This is a genomic window from Arcticibacterium sp. GJ41-1 (assembly GCF_055808875.1).
On the sequence record NZ_CM147888.1, the window covers coordinates 1446511 to 1465972 of the forward strand.

Sequence of the window (19462 nt, forward strand, 5' to 3'; positions counted from 1 at the left end):
ATTAATGGTCAGTTTTTTATGTAATAGTGTGATTAGAAATAACGTGGTGTAAGGATTTTGTTTTTGCTGTATCCAAACTCATAACGTAGCAAGCCTTCATGGGTAGGCGTACCTGTTAGTCTGTTTTTGAAATCGCCTGAGCCCTCATTATTTAAAGAGGTCATGTTATAGTCATATGAGTAACCTAGTCTTAACTGAGGTGTAAGCTGCAATTCGAAAATTCCAACAAGTGCGTCCATAACATCTTGACCAGAGAGGGTAGCTTGAGATTTTCTGGCAGAGAAGCCAACCGCAATTTTATCTCTAAACCAAAAGTTGATATTACCGTCAATTCCTAAAGGTGCTCCTTTAGTATATCTAAGCATAGTCGATGGTTTTATTTTGACATTACCTTTTCCTAACACAAAACCCATCATCATGAAGTAATGTCTTCTTTGCTTACTTTCGTAAGTCTCACCATTTTGAACATAAGATGAGAGTTGGTTTTCTATAATTTTAGGTACCGACACTCCTATATAACCACGGTCTGTGCTTAAGAATAAACCAAGACCAGCATTTGGAAACATTTTGTTGATATCGTTGGAGCCATCGAATACATTATCACCTGAACTTACATTGGCAACACTTGAGAGGTTATTGCTGACGTAATCAAGACCAAGTTGAACACCCAAGGCTAATGTGGTTTTTGTTCCCACTTTAAGACGGTAGGCATACGGGATATTAATACCGGTAGTTCTACTAACTCCAATAGCATCGGTATAAGCCATTAACCCTAATCCCATCTTTTCATTTTTGATAGGCATATCAAGGGTGAAAGAATAGGTAGTAGGTGAACCATTGACACCAATCCACTGATATCTTCCGAGAGCGGTTAGGCTCAATACATCTCTACTACCTGCGTAGGAGGGATTAATGGCCAATGTATTAAACATGTACTGTGAGTACATAACTTCCTGCTGGGCATTGGACTGTAGTGCTGATAAAATACCAACTAGCAGTAACGCCATCTTTCCAGTAAATAATTTTAAACCTCTCATTTTTTATTATTCTATAGATTCAACTTTTGAAATCAGTAAGCTTCTGATTGTCAATATTTTCTAATTTTTAAACTATTTATTCAAAGTCTCTTTATGAGACGTGTTCATTTCAATTTGTCACTTATTTTTTACTACCACCTGCTATGGTTAGGAAGTTGTAATAAGCCTTACCCTCAAACAATTCACTATTGCTACTTTCTGCACTAAAGAAGTATGTACCGTCTGGTAGTTTAGTTTCTTGCTTAGTTGGTCTAATACCTGTGTTAGCTGTACCATTCCAACCGTCCGTTGCACCAGGGAAGAGTAACTTGTAGTTAGCCGTTTCAAAAACAAGCTCACCCCATCTGTTATAAACTCTTAGTGCTACTTCGTCATCTTCTGTAATTCCCGTAATAACTAGGTTGTCATTGACACCATCGTCATTTGGAGATATACCTCCAGGAATAGAGAATGCTAAGTTGGTAGGATTATTACTTTTACCACCTTCAAGAACTATGGCCGTAGGAATATTATTATTTCCTGGGTTACCATCATTGTCGGAGTCAGGGTCAATGCCTTCTGTAGACATGTCTGTTACTGTACCGGCACTGTTGTCTCCAGAACCATAAATAGTATTATTATAGCTTTTAGAAGTGGAACTGTTATTTCTAACTTTCACTTTGAAAGTTAAAGTGTCGCTTCCTCCTGCAGTCAAAGTACTGTTGCTGATATTTAAGAAACTTAATTCAGTAACTCCATCAAAGGCAGGGTTAAGTTCAAGTGTACTGTTTCCGCTCAATGTAGGATTACCTATTAAAGCGAAATCTGTACTGTCTCCAAATACCGTTGACAGAGAATCCGTCAATTGTACATTAGTCAAATCTTCATCGCCATAATTTTTAATTATAACGGTGTAAGTGATTTGATAACTACCATCCACTATTGATACCGTATCGCTAATTGATTTTGAAATACCTAATGGTGTTACATTATTTGGTAAGTCAGGGAATACAATAGGCGTAGGGTCACTATTATTAGCAGGCGTACCATCTGCGTCTGGGTCAGGATTATTTCCAACAGCTGACAAGTCATCTGTTGACGTTCCGTTTTGGTAACCTATTGCCAATGCCATATTCTCATGGTATGTAGAGCTTGTTTGCGACAAGTCAAGGCGAGTTAATAATGATAGACTCTTCGTGGTTTTGACAGGAAGTGTACTTAAGCTGTCTACTAACATGTCAATCAAAATCCCCTTACCTGTAAAGTTAGGGTTGACTACAAAGCCGTCAGATACATCAAATATGTTTACACTGTCAATCATGACATCGCTGCCGAAGGTTTCGGCCAAGTTATCTTGAATTTGAACACCTGTGAAGTCTAGGATACCGTAGTTTTTAACATTGAATTTAAATACTACATCATAAACATTGTCAGACACTTCTACTATACTAACCATCTCTTTAGATAATCCAATTAGGTCATCTGGAAGGTTATTGAAGTTAAGTACAGTTGGATTGTCACCATCTGGTGATGGATTGGTCCCGTCGTTCGAAACATCGGAGATAATCTCATTGTCGCTGGCATTTGCCGCTACAGTTACATTCTTACGGAATGGGCCATTATTGCTGTTAAGCGTTAGGTTGACAGTCCATCTTACGGTGTCTACTTTGTTTGGAGCCAAGGTACTTGCACTAGTAAGCATACAAGTGTTGGTTTCGCCATCATAGTTAACATCTAACGCAAGGCTACTATTAAGTCCTAGACTTGGTGCGTTTTTCAATGTTACCACCGAAGGTGATTGGAAATCACTTGCCAGTGTATCGCAAAGGCTTATGTTAGTAAGATTTACATTACCACAGTTTGAAATAAGAGCTGTATAAGTAATGTCAAACGAACCATTTTCTAGTTTAGTAGTATCAGAAACATATAAAGCTACACCTAAACATGGATCCTGCGTAGATTGTGTATTGTCAGGATTTTTAAGGTCAAGCATAGTAGGTGCACTTCCTGGTGCATCTGGGTTGTAACCTGTGTTAGATACATCTACCACGGTTTCTGTACCACCACCATTCAGCGTTCCTGTGCCTTGAGCTATGGCCTGATTTATAAACTCTTCTACGTCGTTTGGTAAAACATTGACTTTAAAAATTATTGTGTCTGTTACACCCAAATCTAATGTACTGCTAGGTAGAGTAAGTTCTGGGTTTGCATTTCCATCAAAATTAGTATTAATAACTAAACCACTTCCAGCATTCACTGTTGGTGTACCTAATACTGCATAAGATGCAGGTGAGGCATAAGTGTTACTTAATGTATCACTCACCACTACGTTGTTCAATGGAATAGCACCATTATTTTTAACCAAAGCTTGGTAAGTTACATTCAACGAACCGTCAAACTCACTTAATGTATCTATGATGGCTAAAGCAAGTCCGATACTCGGTGTTTTGTAAAGCCTTACCACTGTTGGGTCTCCACTAGGAGCCTCAATAATTAAACCGTCATTTGATACATCAGATACATCAATGTCGAGGTCGAATATGGTTTTACCAGAACCAGATGCAAAAGCGTTGGTGCTGTATGGACCTTCGGTACCATTTGGTACTAAATTAACCATCCATGTTACCGTATCAGTCAAGCCACCTTCTAGTGCACTTGTTATATCTAATAATTCAACATCAGAATTTCCGTCATAATTAGGATTTGGCACTAAGGCGCTTCCTGCATTTACAGTAGGCTGTTGAATCACAGTATAAGTAGCAGGGCTAGCAAACATATTGTTCAAGTTAGTTTTAAGACCAACCTTAGAGAGGTTAACTACATTGTCACAGTTCTGAATAAGAGCAGTGAATAGTATGTTGTAAGTTCCGTCGCTTTGTCTAAGAGTATCAGCATTTAAAGCTGTTGCAATACATACTTGCTGGCAAGTAGCACACTCAATGTCAAAGTGACTTGAATTGTTGCTTAGTATTGGGTCGTTTTGGTCAAGACCATTGATGTTTGCAACATTTGATAAGATACCGGACTCTGTGATTTCAGCCGTATAAATAAATGTTCTAGAATTTCCAGAAGGAATGCTATCAATGGTAGTAATCAAATTACCGTTAGATAGAGTTAAACCTGGAGTGGAACTCACAATGTCAATTCCGTCAGGAATTACATTTTCAATTTTCACATTTGTAGCCGTATTTGGGCCATTGTTAGTTACGGTAATAGTGTATGTTACTTCGTCTCCAATTGATATCGCAGACTCACTACCTACTATTAAGATACCAACTTCAGCTTCTTCAGTTTGTACATCACAGTCTTCTATGATGACTTTGATTTGAGAAGGATTGCTATAGCAGCCAAGTTCCGATCTTTCAAAGACATAGTAGTCTCCAGTTGGCATTGCAGAAACATTGCCTAACATTGGAGAGTCAGAAGTGATACCAGTGTGGAATTCAAAAGTTCCATTTACGGTGCTTGGTGAGCTTAAAACATGGTCGTTTAAGTCTACCGTAGTCGCTGGACAAGTATTATTAGCTAGGTCGTTGACGGTTGGTCCAGTCACACCAGACATGTTAGTCACTTCCATGATTTCTGAGCTTAATGAGCTACATCCATCAGCATTAATAAGTTTAACAGTATAGTTTCCTGGTGTTCCTACTTTTATTGATTTTGTAGATTCGCCATTGCTCCATAAGTAACCTGCGGCTGTTTCATTTGCTTCAAGAGTTACAGAGTCACCTTCACAAATGATTGGTGATTTGTCTGTATCAATTGTAGGTATTACATCAATACCATTTACAGTGATAGTAACCGATGATGTTGCTGCGGTACAAGCTCCGTCTCCATCTGGGTCATTAGTGGTTAATGTAAGTGTTACAGAACCATTGCTTATATCAGCAGCACTATACATGTATTCCGATGTTGGACTCATTGCATTTGTAAATGTACCAGAGCCAGAAGTAGTCCATGTACTAGTTTGGGCTGAGCCTCCTATGCTACCCGTTAAGGTATAAGAGTCACCAGATAAGCAAACCGTGGCATCTGTTCCTGCTGAAGCAGTTGCTGGGTTAATTTGACAATCTACAGGTGACTCACAGGCTATAACACCTACGTCAATTTGTGCACCTGCACTATAACATCCATTTCCACCATTTTCGAAAACATAGAAAGTTCCGCTTGTGGCAATTGCCGTAGCGTTAGAAACTTCAGCAGAGTTTGGAGAATTCTCCATTCTGAATACAAAGCTTCCTCCTGATGTATTTATGGTGCTAGTGATAGCGTCATTAAGGTTTACAGTTTCTACCGGACACACATTTGAAAGTGTAGTTACAGTAGGAGGGGTAATACTATTATTAGTAACACCCACTGTGATTACGTTAGATTCTTCACTTTGGCATGTGCTACCTTTACAGAAGGCAGAGTAACTTGTCATAGTGGTAGGAGAAACATTTATTACTGAACCAGTTTCACCTGTGTTCCATACTACTGTTCCTACACAACCAGCAGCTTCTAATGTAGTAGATGCTCCTAAACAGATTTGAGTGTTTTCACACTTAAGCTGTGGAGGGAATGGGTTACCTACATTAATAGTAGCTGGAGCTGAAATTTCACTTTCACAAGTTCCAATCCAACATGAAGCAGTATATACAGTAGTTACTGTAGGGCTTACTGTGATAGATTCGCCAGTAGAACCGTCGCTCCATAAAACAGTACCCTCACATCCTAAACCATTCAGTGTAATTGATTCGCCTGGGCAAATTCTTGATGCACTACAGCTGATAACTGGAGAAGTAGGTGTAGCGTTTAAAATTTCAATAGTAATTGCATTGGAAGCATCAGAAAGACAGCTGCCTGCTTCACAGTTTGCTGTGTATGTGGTTTCAAAAACTGGTGAGACGGTTATCTCATTTCCTGTTTGACCATCTGACCATCTTACGATTCCGCTACAGTTAGTTGCAGTAAGCGTAATACTAGAGCCAGAACAAACCACTGTACCACTAGAAGTGATATTTGGAGAGTCTATGTCACCAATAGTGATGTTTATTGTATTTGAATTTCCACTTACACAAGTTCCTGTAGAACATGTAGCAGTGAAAGAAGTATTTGCTGAAATATTTACGGTAATAGATTCACCTGACTGACCATTTGACCAATTCACTGTTCCATTACAGCCTGTTGAAGTTAATGTTATGTCTGTGTTTTCACATACTTGTGAAGAAGAAGCTGCAATAACTGGGGCTTGACCAGTACCAACATTAATGTCAATAGAAGCCTCACCCGAACAATTACCTGAACCGCAAGTCACGGTATAAGTAGTATTCGCTGTTGGGCTTACAGATATTGAACCAGTAGTAGCTCCTGTGCTCCATAAAATAGCTTCAGAACAATTGGCAACGGTTAAAGTCGTGCTCTCTCCAGTACAAATTTCTGAAGATGAAGCTGAAACTGTTGGGTTAAGACCTGTGCCTACATTAATTGTTTCAAAGGCAGTTCCTGAGCAAGAGCTAGAACCACAAGTGACAGAGTATGTAGTAGTGGCTGTAGGTGAAGCGGTAATACTAGCAGTAGTAGCCCCTGTGCTCCATGTTACATTACCAGTACAGTTCGTGACAGTAAGAGTTACATCATCACCTGAACAAATATTGTTTGACGAAGCAGTAATGACTGGAGATTGTCCAGTACCTACTTCTATAGTGACAGTCCCAGAAGCGTCACCAGTACATGTACCTACTGTACACATGGCAGAGTAAGTAGTAGTAATACTTGGTGTTACATTAATGCTTGCTCCGGTCATACCGTTGCTCCAATTTACATTACCATTACAGCCAGCTGCAGTTAAGGTAACCAATTCACCAGAACAAATATTGGTATTGCTTGCTGCCACTGTTGGCGTAGTAGGAGCACTTACAATAATAGTTAGAAGGTTAGACTCTTCACTAACGCAAGTGTTTACTCTACATATAGCAGTATAATTAGTGATAGTGCTAGGGCTTACTTGAACAGAAGCTCCCACAGAACCATCAGACCATTCTACTGTTCCAGTACACCCAGCAGCCACCAAAGTGGTGCTTTGACCATTACAAATAGCCATATTGGTTGCGGAAACAATAGGTGTAAGTGGATTACATGCTGGTGTAACAATTATGTCCACAGTGTCTTCGTCATCTTCTCCTACTCCAGAAGCAGGGTTTGAATCAGGATCGCCTTGGTCGGAGGCTGTAACTTCGGCTCTGTTAGAAATGGTGCCACTTTCAGCAGTTACACTAGCTCTTATAGAGAATTGTAAGGTTTGACCAACGCCAATTACATCAAAATTAGCTTTAATCAAATTATCGTTTACAGAAATGCTACTAGCTCCAGATGATGAAACATGGCTTAAGCCTGTTGGTAAAACGTCTGTAACTTCTACATTGGTAGCGGCATCAGGGCCGTTATTGGTTACTCTAATACTATAGCTTATTTCATCTCCTTGAGATGGGCTGTTATCACTAACAAGTTTTTGAAGACTTAAGTCTGCAATTGGGTCGTCAGATATAACTCTAATAACTTCATCATCATCATCATCCTCGTTCGCTGTTAAGCCATTACCAGGAGTAGAGTCTAAGTCTACTTGGTCTGCACTCATTACTTCTGCTACGTTAATGATAGTTCCAGTACCTGTAACTCTAGTAGCGTATCTTAAAAAGATAGTCTGGTTAACAGCAATGCTAGGTATAGATGCTGTTAAAGTTCCAGCCGAGTTAGTCAAGTCACTACTTGATACAAATTCAAGACCTTCTGGCAATATGTCTTGGACAGTTACATTGGTAGCAGCATCTGGGCCACTGTTAGAAACTCTAATAGTGTAGTTTACAATATCATTTAAGGATACCACTCTATTATCAGCTACTTTAATTAGGTCTAAATCAACGAATAGCTCACAAGATTTTTGAACAATCTCTGCCACAGCAGGATTACTGTAACATCCAGCTCCTGACTTTTCAAACAAATAATAATTTCCTTCGCCAACGGCGTCTGTACTGGTCATGAGAGGCGAACTAGGCAATGGACCTGAATGCCATTCAAATACACCTCCTGGGGTGGTAATTCCATTAATAATAAGGTCATCAAGATTAATAGTTTCGCTGCCGCATACTTCAATTACATTAAAACATGAAGGGTTTGACGGTCTTGCATTTACCACAACAGCCACTGGTATTCTTGGATTAACACACGAAGAAGGCACTGAAGCTAGTTCCGCATAGTATGTAGTGGTGGTGGTAGGGTAAATTAATTCTTGAACACCACTTTGAGTGGTAAAAATAGGCGACCCTCCAGCTGAGCTATAATACCATAAAATGTCGCTAGCGTTTGTAGAACTAGCCATGACAAAAGTGGAGTCTCCTACACATAAATTATCATCAGTTACTGCTATAGAAATAATTTCGCTACAAGTTTCATTGATATAGATACCAGCATCAACATCATTATTGTTTCTTCCTTTATTTCCTAGTGGTAATGAAGTGTCAATACTTATTAGGTTTGTAAGTCCATTTGACCCTGCGTCGTTATTAACATTATCATTACTAACACCTGTAGGTGAAAAGGCATAACTTGATGGTGCCTCAAATTGTAGTTTATAATCGCCTGTTATAAGGCTGTCAAAAAGATAAAGACCGTCTCCATTAGTATAGGCACTGTCTATAACATTATCTAAATTATCTAGAAGTCTTACCAATATATTGGCTATTGGACTTTCACCAAAATCTTGAACACCATTTTCATTAGCATCTTGCCATACATAATCACCAATAGACCCGTAAGGACCTTCTTCTAATATGACTGGGCAGCAGCCATTGGCAGGACAAATAGTATTACTAGTTTCAAAAGTATAAGCACCTACACTGAATATGCTCAAAGTACTATCAGGGTTAATGCTGGCACCTACTGTGTTATTATCAACCTCTATACCATCCTTAAACCACCTAATTCCTACACCGCTATTAAATGGTGCAGGAATACTAATTTCATATGCTTCTCCGGGATACCAAGTGAGGGGTATAGTAAAGCAGGAATTGCTCATGTCGTCTTCATACAAGGAATTATTACCCGGGCTAGAATCTATATCATTTTGGTCGGCAGCTACAATTTCAGCCACACTGAAGTAAATACCTTGAGCTACTGCTTCGGCACTAATGTCTAATTTAATAGAGTCACCTGCTGCAAGAGAAGCAATGGTCCAATCAATAAGCCCATTGGCTGCATTGTAATTTGCTATCCCTCCAGTTTCTGGTGTTAAGGCTACATTAGTAAGTGCACCAAATGGAGTTTGGTCGTTGACCGTAATTCCAGTGGCATTGGTAGCTCCCTCGTTTTTGACGTAAATCGTGTAATTGATAGTTTCACCAAGCATGGGAGAAGATTTATCAATAGTTTGCGTCAAAGCAATATCAATATCTTGTCCGAATAGGTTTGAGGCAGAGAGCGTTAGAAACATGATCAAGGAGGTCATTAGTCTCAACGAGCCAGCTTTAAGTGATAGTGAAGTAGTCATATTATTTAGGATTTTGCACGAGTTGAAGTAATTGAAAGCAAGGTTCCTCTGGTTTTCATAAGTAAGTATAGTTTTTTCGATGGCAGTAGTGTTTTTCAGTTTTAAAGAGGCAGACTCTTTGAAACTCGTTGAACCATGAATCGGAGAAGACTCATCTGTATCTCTAAAAAGGGGAAATCCAAGACCGAAAATAGCTGTACTATTTTTAACCTTGGTGCCTGTTAAATACGTCGGAGAACTTTCGTTATCCTTTCTAGTTTTTAAAGTAAACATTTGTGTCATCTGCAATCAGATTTTGTTCAAGAAAAAAAGCAAAAATTGATTTTAGCCAATTTTTGAAACAGATCTTTCCCGAACCATTAATAATGGAACGAAAATTATGCCACAAGGATGAACTGATTGAACTATTCACAGGCTCCTTCTTAAGGGTTGCTGTAATCTGCTTATTTTCAGTTGTTTCCATTGTGGTGTCTTCTGTTTGCTCAAATTGGTGTAAATCTCCTCTAATAGCCATTTTTTAATAGGAATCGCTAGGAAAGGGTATCACTAAAACTGTGCCAAAAGAATACACCATTCTGGTTTACAGATTGGTTTAGTAACTAAATGAAAAGGGGTTTGCCTTGAAGGTAGGTGTTTTTTTTCTTAAAAATCGTGGCCTAAAGACAGGTAAAATTTACCTTTGCCAAACTCTTTATTTTCTAATCCAAAGCCATAGTCGGCCTTTACGAAAAAGCCTAATAGCGTGGTTCTTATACCTCCTCCATATCCAGAAAGAAAAGGGTTTTTGAAGTTAGTGACAACGGCGTAAAACGGGCTGTTGTCCCCCTGAACTTTAGAGCCCCCAATAATCTGAGTGTTTAAGCTATTTTGACGACTCCAAGGTCCTTTGTCTCCGTTCCAAGCTGTACCTATGTCATTGAAAAGAACCAGTTGCAGATTTCTTATCATGCTAGATGTTACTGTGTTTTTAGAGAAGTATCCAGCTAAAGATAATCTAAGTTCTAAGTTAATTAATATGTGCTTTGAACCATATAATTTAGCAAAATCAAACCCTCGAAGATTTCCTGCATAGTTATAAAAGACGATGTCTTTCAAGTTTCCTGAAGTACCACTTGTTTGACTAAGATTACTATAAATATCTCTGTTTAGAGTGTTTTCCATACCGCCCAAGAATGTGTATTTAGGGCTCATTCCGTATGAGTTTCCAAAATTAAACCTTCCAGCAAACTGAATGCCTGATGTAATGTTTTGATAATGGCGGAGGTCTATATTAAGACCATTAAAGTTTTCGTCTGGATTGGAGAATGCAAGGTTCTTTTGATACGAAACCTTAGCACGCGTTCCAGAAAGAAAGCCATCTCCTAGTAATTTTTTGGTATTGTCATAGACTATTTCTGCCTTTAAACCAGCGTATGAGTTACTCTTAATTTCGTTTGCCACCTCGTAATAGTCAATGTCATTATTGAAAAATACCGATGGTAAAAGATTTACTTTTAAGTTTTGACTTAATGGGTAACTTACTGTTCCCATAAGTTTGTGAAGAAGTATTCTCCTACTAAGGGTTTCTCTCCTTAAAGCGATATTTAGGGGGTTGAGAATGTAAAATTGTTTCTCTGAACGGGAGTCAAGAATGACAGAACGCCTTTCAAAAGTAAGACCCCAATCCACCCTTTTTTCATAATTAAAGTAGCTCGCTTTAATATCATGATTTTTTACAGTAGGGGTAATGAAAAGATTAAAGTCGATAACATGATTTTCTAGTAAATCATTTAACGTTAAACCTGCGTTTAAACCTAAACGGCGAATAGGGTCGTTATAAATATCTGTTTTAAGCTCTTGGGCTAAAAGTAAATTTTGATAAGCCTTAGGGGCGGATATCTTTAGTTCTTCTGTGGTTCTTGAAAGCCTACTCCTGTTAAAAGTACTGGTTTGCTCTGGAAGTACGTCACTTAAGAATTCTTTAGATTTTAGAACATTGACTTCATCAAATTCGTAATGTTCGGTGTCAACTTCATCGTCTTTTAGATTGGCTAATTTAGGAACCTGGTTAGCTGTTTTTTTGAAGTTTGGTTTTTGGTCCTCTGGCGAAGATACCGCAATTTTCTTTGTTTCAGGAGTAGCTCCATTCGTTAGATAATAGGCTTTCCATTGTTCTAAAAATCTATTAAACGAGATTCCTAAAGTGCTAGTAATGCTACTTTGTTCGGCTCTTATGATTCTGGTAAGATTAAGAATGTTTGAGATATTGTCTCTGCCGTACCTTTCTGCTATGTAGTGCCAAATAGATTGTCCAATTATCTCCGCATCTTCAGAACTAAGATGGTTTAATTTTTTACCATCGTTTTTTAAAATGGTCTCCTTTACTTTAGCTATGTCTTCGGTGGTCATGCCATCTTTAGCTATGTAAGCTGCTATTCCACTCATGTACCATTCGGGAACAGTAAGAAGTAATGAGCTTTGAAGTACCTCTTTTAAAGAACCGCCAAAGAGCATATCATAAACAAAAAGACCAGAGATTTCTTCTACCAGTTGAGTTTTGAAAATGCTATCATTTCCTGTGTAAGGAATTTCAATACGAGATCTTGAGAGATTAAGAATGCCACCATCATATTCTATTGGTGTGGTTAAGCCAATATTACTCTGCTCCATTTGGCGTGGAGTGTTGTAGAGGAATATTTTCATGGTGGTAAAAGGCGTGTAACCAAGAATGTCAGTTATCTTCTGGTATTCCTTTTCCGCTATTTTCGCGGCTTTCATTGCAATGTCTTGTCCGCCACGGTAGTAATTAAATTCAAAGTTATTACTATTGATCGTTTTCCAATCAAGCTTACGGAGCTGGATTCTATTTCTGCCAAAGGTTTCTTGAGTGACGGAATAGTACCCTTGGGAAAAGGCCGTCAAACTTCCTAAGAATAGAAGTAGCGTAAAAACTTTTTTCATAGTAAAAGACTTAAAAATAATGCTTACGAATATAACGTATAAAACCGCTCAATAGTTGATTCAGCGTCAATTTCTTTTCCTTCTGTAAGGTGTTCTGCCAATTGTTTTGAAAGGTATGGGGCTAAGGAAACACCTTTGGTACCCAAGCCATTAAATATGACAATGTTGGGGTATTTTGGGTGTGCTCCGAGTATAGGCCTTCGGTCATCTACGGCAGGTCTAATACCGGCAGACTGAGCAAATATTGTAGGCACTGGACTTAGGAAGTTTTTAGACTTTTCTAAGATATCCTCTTTTGCTTTTTGAGTAGTTTCAAAGTCTAGGTTATCCCAGTCATAGGTGGAGCCCATTTTGTATTTGTTTCCACCCATAGGCATCAGCCAAGCCCCTTGGTTTATGATCTCTTTTATGTTGATGTTTTTTGGTAATGTTACATCCAAAGTTTCTCCTTTGACAGGGTTAAAAGGAAGCCAGTTAAATAAGGTGTTGTTTTTGACATGAAAACCTTCACAAAAAATAATTTTTGAATATTTAACTAATTTGTATTCAGCTGTTTCTTTAGCTATGTCTAAACTTTCGTAATCAAAATTACCTTGTTCTAAGATTCCTTTTTTATGGAAATATTGAGCAGATTTTTCTATAAATAATGGTACATCAAGTCTGCCGCTTTCTGAGGTTAAAATACCTCCAAGTGGAGCTTGAATTATGTCTTTTAATTCCTCTTTAGTTTCTTTGTTTTCAAGAAGGTCTGAAAGGCCTTTAGTTTCAATTGCCCGAAGAAATTGAGACTTCTGATTTTCGTTTTTGTAAGGCCTAAATAATGGTATTTTATGAAGTAGTTTGGTATTTAGGGAAACTTCTAAGTCTTGATAGAAAGTATTAAGATAAGAAAAGGTTTCTTGCTGTTTCCAGGTTCTAGCCAACCGCTTTCCCGTAACTGGATTAAACATGCCTCCAGCCACTTTTGAACTACTAGGTAGCTCTTGATTTTGAATAATTTTTATGCTTTTACCTCTTTGAAGAAGTTGATGTGCTATGCACGTTCCTGCTAATCCTTGACCTACAATTAGATAATCAGCTTCCATATTAGGCTTTTCGCTTTGACATGGTTAGTTCGGCCATAATGCATACCATCTCTATTTGTTCGTCGAGTGTCATGTGAGACGTGTCCACTATTTGGGCATCTTCTACCTGAATTAGAGGGCTTTCTTTTCGCGTAGTGTCTATTTTGTCTCTTTTTTCAATATTGGCAATGATTTCTTCAAAACTTATCATTTCACCTTTTGCCATGAGCTCTATCTGACGCCTTTGAGCTCTAATGATAGGGTCTGCAGTCATAAAAACTTTAAGTTCGGCATCTGGGAAAACTACCGAGGCTATATCTCTTCCGTCCATAACTACACCTCTTTTTTGACCCATTTTCCTTTGTTGGTCTACCAAGGCTACACGTACTTCGGCTATGGCACTTACATCACTAACTTTATTGGCCACATAAAGCTTTCTTATTTCATTTTCTACGTTAAGACCGTTCAGGTGTACTTGGTTTTCACCAAACTTATTTCTCCTAAATTCTATATTGATTTCGCTTAAAGCTTTGTTTATATCGCTTTGGTCGGTCAGTGAAATGTGCTTTTCATGAAAATAAAGCGTAACAGCCCTATACATGGCACCTGTGTCAATATAGGCATAACCTAAATTAGCAGCCACACCTTTGGCAGTAGTTGATTTTCCGCAGCTAGAATAGCCGTCTATGGCTATGATGATTTTCTCCATTCAGATTTATTTGTTCAAAAATAAGTGGATACTATTTAAGAGCCTAATAAAACAAAAACCACCTCCGTTTGGAAGTGGTTTTTGTTAAAAATAAGAGCTAGCGAAGCTTATTGAGCAGCTACTAGGTTAATGCTTAATTGAACGTCGTTAGAAAGAACCATTTCTTTCACAGGAACGTCAAAAGAAACATCGTATTTCTTACGGTCAAAAGTAAGGTTACCAGTGATGTTAGTTACATCTCCTACCGTTACTATTGCTACGTCTTCTACAGTTTCTTCGTTAGTAATACCTCTTACAGTAAGATTACCAGTAACAGTAGTTCCAGTAGAACCAGTGATTTCAAAAGTAGCAGTTGGGAATTCTTCAACATTGAAAAAGTCTGGAGAAGATAAATGACCTACTAATTTTTCTTTTGTGCTGTTTTCGTCATACGTAGTGTCAGTAGGAACAATTGAAGTTAAGTCAACTACAAATTTTCCACCTGAAACGGCTCCACCTGTAATATCTACAGAACCTTCAGTAATTGTTACATTACCAGTATGCTCTTTAACACCAAGCATAACACCTTTCCACTCTACAGAACTAGCGGCAAGGTCTAAATTAACTGTTCCATCTTCAAGCATTGCTGATTCTGCTTCTTCAGTTTCAGTTGTTTCAGAAGAAGTACATGATTGGAAAGAAAGAGCGGCCATAAATGCAAGGCCTAAAAGAGTAATTTGTTTCATATTTTTAATATTTAATGTTTTTTGTATGTTCTTACATACAATTGCATAAACAACTTAAAGTCAAAAAAGTTTATTGTTTGAAGGATTTATTTTATTTCGTTTGAGATATATGTAAAGATATTTCCAAAGTCAGTGGGACTAAACCATTTGAAAGTGTCTTGATTTCTAAACCAGGTCATCTGTCTTTTGGCATAACGGCGTGAGTTTCTTTTGATTAACTCTACCATAGTGTTTTGGTCAATATCACCATCTAGAAAGCTAAAGGCTTCTTTATAGCCTACAGTTTGGAGGGCATTTTGGTCTCTGTATTGGCTTACACTTTTAACTTCGTCAATGAGTCCTGCAGCAAGCATAAGGTCTACTCGATGGTTTATTCTTTGATAAAGTTCTTCTCTTGGGCGTTCTAAAGCCACTTTTATGATTTCGAAAGGTCTGATTTGTTTTTGCTGAATTTGCCAAGAAGAGAATGGTTTGCCAGTAAACTGCGAAACTTCTAAGGCTCTGATGACTCTTTGGGCATTTGAAAGGTCGGCTTCGGTGCAGTATTCTGGGTCTAATGTTTCTAATTCTGTTACTAAATCATCTAAACCCTCGGTTTCTAATCTTTGTTTTAATGCCTCCCGGAAGCTGGAAGGCACTTCCGGAATGTTGTCAAAACCGTGGGTTATGGCTTTTGCAAACAAACCTGAACCACCTGTCATGATGGCGATGTCTTTGTTTTGAAAGTAAATTTCTAAACTATTTAAAACTCCTTTTTCAAAATCAGCAACGGTGTAGTTTTGGTCAATATGGAGGTTGTTAATGAAATGATGTGGAACCTGTGCAAGCTCTTCAGCTGTTGGTTTAGCGGTGCCAATACTTATTTCTTTATAGAACTGTCTGGAGTCACAAGAGAATATTTCTGCATCCAGTTTTTTGGCCAAGGCCAAACATAAATCTGTCTTTCCTACAGCAGTAGGACCAACTATCAAAACTAAATATTTCTGTTTTTTCAATGACCAAAGGTGTAAATTACCGTCACAAAAATAGCTAAATGCATTTTTAAATTTTATATTATAACATGGAGTCCTTACTTTTTATATTAGCTCTGGCGATAGGTGCCATAGCAGCATGGCAAATTTTTGTGTGGCGTTACAGCGTAAGCAAACGCAAGAAAAAAGAACTGTTAGAAACAGAGTCAACTATACTTTTGGAACGTATTGAGAAAGTTTTTAAGGTGATATTGGCCGAAGGCTACTTCTCCGAAATTTATGATCATAGCCATAAGAAAGACTTTTGGGGCTTGTTTGAAACCCATAAAAAGGCTTTGATAGTGGCCAAAGCCAAAGTTTCTATTGGCTTTGATTTTTCAAAAATGACTTGGCGACTGGAAGAAGGTAAAAAGAAGATTGTGATTGAAAATTTCCCTAAAGCTGAGGTGCTTTCCATTGACCCTCAATACAAATTTTACGATATAAACCAGGGCTTAATGAGTAGGTTTAAACCAGAAGACTACACCAAAATTATTGGTGAAGCTAAAGACCTCATGAAAGAGAAAGCTTTAGAAAGTGATTTGCCATCTTCTGCCAATAAACAGATTAGCGTAATCATTAAGCAGCTTGCCAATTCTATGGATTGGGAACTAGATATTCATGAAGAAAAACCTACCAAATTTAAAAGCATAAAAGAAACCATTAAGGGTTATCTTAAGGTTTGATTTATGCTTTAGTGTTTTCTGCAAATCTTAATTTAAAGCTTCTCTTCGTTTTTTGATTTCTCTCCATGTGGTGAGAATAATGTTATTATCTTCCAAATACTCTTTAAAAGCAGGATCCATCATAGCTAGCATGTCTCCTTTTCTAGTAGGGCCAGAACCTGATATTTCTGGAAAAACCTCAGTAGTCCAAGTACAGTGCATGATAACCATGGTAAGGCCAGGTTTTAGGCTTTTTATGGTCTTGATATATCGCTTTGTTTTATACGCTTGCAGTTCAGTGTCGCTCATCTTTTCGTCGCCTTTCCAGCCGTAAGATATGTTATGAAGATCATCTAGAACAGGTAAATTGGCATCCCATAATTGTTTTCCTATGGCATTTGTCACTTCCTGAGTAAGACCAGCAGAAGCAGCTGTTTTAGATATCATGGTGTTATGTCCTCCTGGGAACATGACTGGAATACCTTCTTCCATTCCAACTTTTAGGTACCTTTCTAGGAAACCTTTTGTGGCAAAAAGCGTCCCCATGTGAGAGTCTAAGTGAGTAGGTTCCCATCCCATGGTGCGGCTCCTTTCTAGCTGAGCCCTTATCTCTGTTTCTATTTCGTCTGGGCTAGCATGTGTAGCGGTAGCCATTACAGAAGGCCATATGGCTCCTTGTTTGTCTACTAGTCCTGGCACGGCTGGTTTGCCTGCCAAAGGTCCCCATCTATAATCGCCAAATTCAGAGGTGAGGGTTAGGTGTAATCCTGCATCCGTGTTAGGATTTTTATCTAAATATTTAAAGAAACCAGGAATCCAAGGGCAGGGCATCATCATGCTTAAGGAGTTCGCTACTCCCTCTTCCATAGCTTTTATGGTTCCAAGGTTAGAGTCGTAACTCATGCCTACATCGTCAATATGTAAGATTAATACTTTGCTGCCTTTTGGGTAGCCTAGTTTTTCCGCATAGGTTTCTTGGCACTGAGCATATATGGTATTGACTAAGAAAAAGAGGGTTATAAGGTATTTCATTTTAATGGCTGATAAAGTTTTTTGATAAAAATAATTAGACGGATGTTAACTTTTATAATGATTACTGAACAAACAGTTAAAAGTACCATTAAAGATAAGCAATCATGAAAAATAAAATTATAAGTGTATTGATTTTAACCATTTTAAGTGCTTCGACGGTTGGTTATTCTCAAATATTCAGTGCAGAACGCCTTTTGAAAAGAGCAAAAGAGCGAGTAAATAACAGAACCGAACAAAAAGTAAATGATAAAGTAGATTCTGGGGTAGATAAAGTTTTGGACGGAGTCTTTAGAAAAGTGGACCAACCTATAGCTAAAAAGGAAAAGAAACCAGAACCAGCGGAGGCTCAAACTGCTGATTTATTGGGAGGGCTTTTTGGAGGATTGGGCAATGCCCCAACACCACTTTCAACTTATACTTTTCAGTCTTCCTATGTGATGGAAATTAAAGTGTCAGAGAAAAAAGAGACCACAGAGATGACTACTAAGTATTTTTTTGATAAAAATGGGGAGCATGTAGGTTCAAAAGTGCTTTCAATGTCAAGTAGTAAAAACCTAAATAAAGAAGCTCAGGCTATTGACTTTATGGTGATGGATACCAAAAATAACGGCATGTACTCTTTCATGAATATGAATGGCAAAAAAAGCATGATAGGTGTTTCGCTGGGAAAAGAAACCCAAGAAGATATACAACAACTGGTTAACGAAGGAAACGAACATGGAAGTTTTGTGAAGACAAACGAGACGCTCACCATAGCAGGCAGAAACACACACGCCTATATCATGACGGATGAGAAGGGTACGGTGAGTAAAACATGGATTAGCGATAAAGCAGTACCTGAGGTAGCGGCATATTATAAAACCTTTCAAAAAATGATGCGAAACGACAAGAATGCAAAAGCTAATCCTTATGCAGGAAATGCTGAAATGAACAAGTTAGTTAGGGAAGGAAGGGCCGTTTTAGGAATGGATAGTAAGGACAAAAAAGGAGCAGAAACCCAGCTTAGAATTAAAGAAATTAAGGCAAAGGATGATTTTACTTTTAACACCACAGGTTACGAAAACATGATGGACATAAGTAAAATCATGAGCGATGCTCAAAATCAGAATAACTAAAATTAAACAAAGAATACCAATGAGAAAATTAATCCTAAGTACCCTAAGCATATTTGCTTTAGCCGCATGTCAGTCTGAAAGCAACAGCGAAACTCTGAAAGAAAACATAGAAGAACAAGTAAAAGCCAAAGGTGAAGTATGTGATTACCTGACAGATGATGATGTGCGGGAAGTGTATGGCCTTGATGAATCAAATCAAATCAGAAGACATGAGAGTTATGGGATATGTAGTTTGGATTGGAAAAAGGACCCTACTGTAGACCCAGCATCTAACCATTACTCCGTAAGTATGAATTTTAGTACCCTAAATGCTACCTCTGAAGAAGAAGCAGCTAAGGGCTTTGATTTGATTATCTCTAGAATGACTGGCGGTATGAAAATTAGTAATGAAGCCATTCAAGAGAAGGCAAAAGAAATGGGAATAGATACGGACTTAAGCGGAGTCTTAAAAGATGGTGTAAGCGTGAAAGGTCAAACATTTTCTGAAGTAGATGGAGTAGGAGATAAGGCTATGTGGAGTGTCAAAACATCACAATTGACCGTTTTAGAAGGAACTGAAGTTTTCTTTGTGAACACCTATTGTGGAGGTGATAAAGCCGAAGCATTAGAAAAAGCAAAGGCCATGGCTGGTAAAGTAGCAGCTATGTTATAATTATAAATAA

12 protein-coding genes are annotated in these 19462 nt (G+C 38.1%); 3 read left to right on the forward strand and 9 right to left on the reverse strand.

The genetic code is table 11. The features are described from left to right. Nucleotides 1-32 precede the first annotated feature (32 nt). From AC0L6O_RS05815 to miaA, 8 genes are all read right to left on the reverse strand, one after another. Nucleotides 33-1037, reverse strand: a complete 1005-nt coding sequence (locus AC0L6O_RS05815; protein WP_473307014.1) for a PorP/SprF family type IX secretion system membrane protein — start codon at nt 1035-1037, stop codon at nt 33-35. 121 nt (nt 1038-1158) lie between these two features. Then, nucleotides 1159-9822: an SdrD B-like domain-containing protein gene (locus AC0L6O_RS05820; protein WP_473307015.1), complete on the reverse strand. Its 8664-nt coding sequence runs from the start codon at nt 9820-9822 to the stop codon at nt 1159-1161. Next, nucleotides 9794-10054, reverse strand: coding sequence for a hypothetical protein (locus AC0L6O_RS05825; protein WP_473307016.1), 261 nt, complete (start codon nt 10052-10054; stop codon nt 9794-9796). Before AC0L6O_RS05825 ends, AC0L6O_RS05820 begins: the two co-directional genes overlap by 29 nt. 128 nt (nt 10055-10182) lie before the next feature. Further along, nucleotides 10183-12480 (reverse strand): ShlB/FhaC/HecB family protein, encoded by a 2298-nt coding sequence (locus AC0L6O_RS05830; protein WP_473307018.1) that lies wholly within the window; start codon nt 12478-12480, stop codon nt 10183-10185. A gap of 23 nt (nt 12481-12503) precedes the next feature. Next, nucleotides 12504-13565 (reverse strand): NAD(P)/FAD-dependent oxidoreductase, encoded by a 1062-nt coding sequence (locus AC0L6O_RS05835; protein ID WP_473307019.1) that lies wholly within the window; start codon nt 13563-13565, stop codon nt 12504-12506. Nucleotide 13566: 1 nt separating this feature from the next. Next, complete coding sequence (cmk, locus tag AC0L6O_RS05840; RefSeq protein ID WP_473307021.1) at nt 13567-14253, reverse strand: (d)CMP kinase; 687 nt, start codon at nt 14251-14253, stop codon at nt 13567-13569. A gap of 107 nt (nt 14254-14360) precedes the next feature. Then, complete coding sequence (locus AC0L6O_RS05845; RefSeq protein ID WP_473307023.1) at nt 14361-14978, reverse strand: YceI family protein; 618 nt, start codon at nt 14976-14978, stop codon at nt 14361-14363. An 86-nt stretch (nt 14979-15064) separates the two neighbouring features. Then, entirely contained in the window at nt 15065-15973 is a 909-nt protein-coding gene (gene miaA, locus AC0L6O_RS05850) for a tRNA (adenosine(37)-N6)-dimethylallyltransferase MiaA (RefSeq protein ID WP_473307024.1), read from the reverse strand. A gap of 65 nt (nt 15974-16038) precedes the next feature. On the opposite strand from miaA, the gene AC0L6O_RS05855 reads away from it, so the two are divergent. Then, on the forward strand, nt 16039-16674 hold the full coding sequence (locus AC0L6O_RS05855; RefSeq protein ID WP_473307025.1) for a DUF4230 domain-containing protein: 636 nt from the start codon (nt 16039-16041) through the stop codon (nt 16672-16674). A 27-nt stretch (nt 16675-16701) separates the two neighbouring features. Here the strand turns inward: AC0L6O_RS05855 and AC0L6O_RS05860 are convergent, their stop codons facing one another. Further along, the gene (locus tag AC0L6O_RS05860) at nt 16702-17685 is read right to left on the reverse strand and encodes a polysaccharide deacetylase family protein (RefSeq protein WP_473307027.1); all 984 of its coding nucleotides are present in this window, start codon (nt 17683-17685) and stop codon (nt 16702-16704) included. Between the two features lie 104 nt (nt 17686-17789). On the opposite strand from AC0L6O_RS05860, the gene AC0L6O_RS05865 reads away from it, so the two are divergent. Further along, entirely contained in the window at nt 17790-18800 is a 1011-nt protein-coding gene (locus tag AC0L6O_RS05865) for a hypothetical protein (RefSeq protein WP_473307028.1), read from the forward strand. Between the two features lie 19 nt (nt 18801-18819). Next, nucleotides 18820-19452, forward strand: coding sequence for a hypothetical protein (locus tag AC0L6O_RS05870; RefSeq protein WP_473307029.1), 633 nt, complete (start codon nt 18820-18822; stop codon nt 19450-19452). Nucleotides 19453-19462: the final 10 nt, after the last annotated feature.

Bases quoted from the DNA above. Each gene is read 5' to 3' on its own strand.
- AC0L6O_RS05815 (WP_473307014.1), bottom strand. From the start codon at position 1,037: ATGAGAGGTTTAAAATTATTTACTGGAAAGATGGCGTTACTGCTAGTT.
- AC0L6O_RS05820 (WP_473307015.1), bottom strand. From the start codon at position 9,822: ATGACACAAATGTTTACTTTAAAAACTAGAAAGGATAACGAAAGTTCT.
- AC0L6O_RS05825 (WP_473307016.1), bottom strand. From the start codon at position 10,054: ATGGCTATTAGAGGAGATTTACACCAATTTGAGCAAACAGAAGACACC.
- AC0L6O_RS05830 (WP_473307018.1), bottom strand. From the start codon at position 12,480: ATGAAAAAAGTTTTTACGCTACTTCTATTCTTAGGAAGTTTGACGGCC.
- AC0L6O_RS05835 (WP_473307019.1), bottom strand. From the start codon at position 13,565: ATGGAAGCTGATTATCTAATTGTAGGTCAAGGATTAGCAGGAACGTGC.
- cmk (WP_473307021.1), bottom strand. From the start codon at position 14,253: ATGGAGAAAATCATCATAGCCATAGACGGCTATTCTAGCTGCGGAAAA.
- AC0L6O_RS05845 (WP_473307023.1), bottom strand. From the start codon at position 14,978: ATGAAACAAATTACTCTTTTAGGCCTTGCATTTATGGCCGCTCTTTCT.
- AC0L6O_RS05855 (WP_473307025.1), top strand. From the start codon at position 16,039: ATGGAGTCCTTACTTTTTATATTAGCTCTGGCGATAGGTGCCATAGCA.
- AC0L6O_RS05860 (WP_473307027.1), bottom strand. From the start codon at position 17,685: ATGAAATACCTTATAACCCTCTTTTTCTTAGTCAATACCATATATGCT.
- AC0L6O_RS05865 (WP_473307028.1), top strand. From the start codon at position 17,790: ATGAAAAATAAAATTATAAGTGTATTGATTTTAACCATTTTAAGTGCT.
- AC0L6O_RS05870 (WP_473307029.1), top strand. From the start codon at position 18,820: ATGAGAAAATTAATCCTAAGTACCCTAAGCATATTTGCTTTAGCCGCA.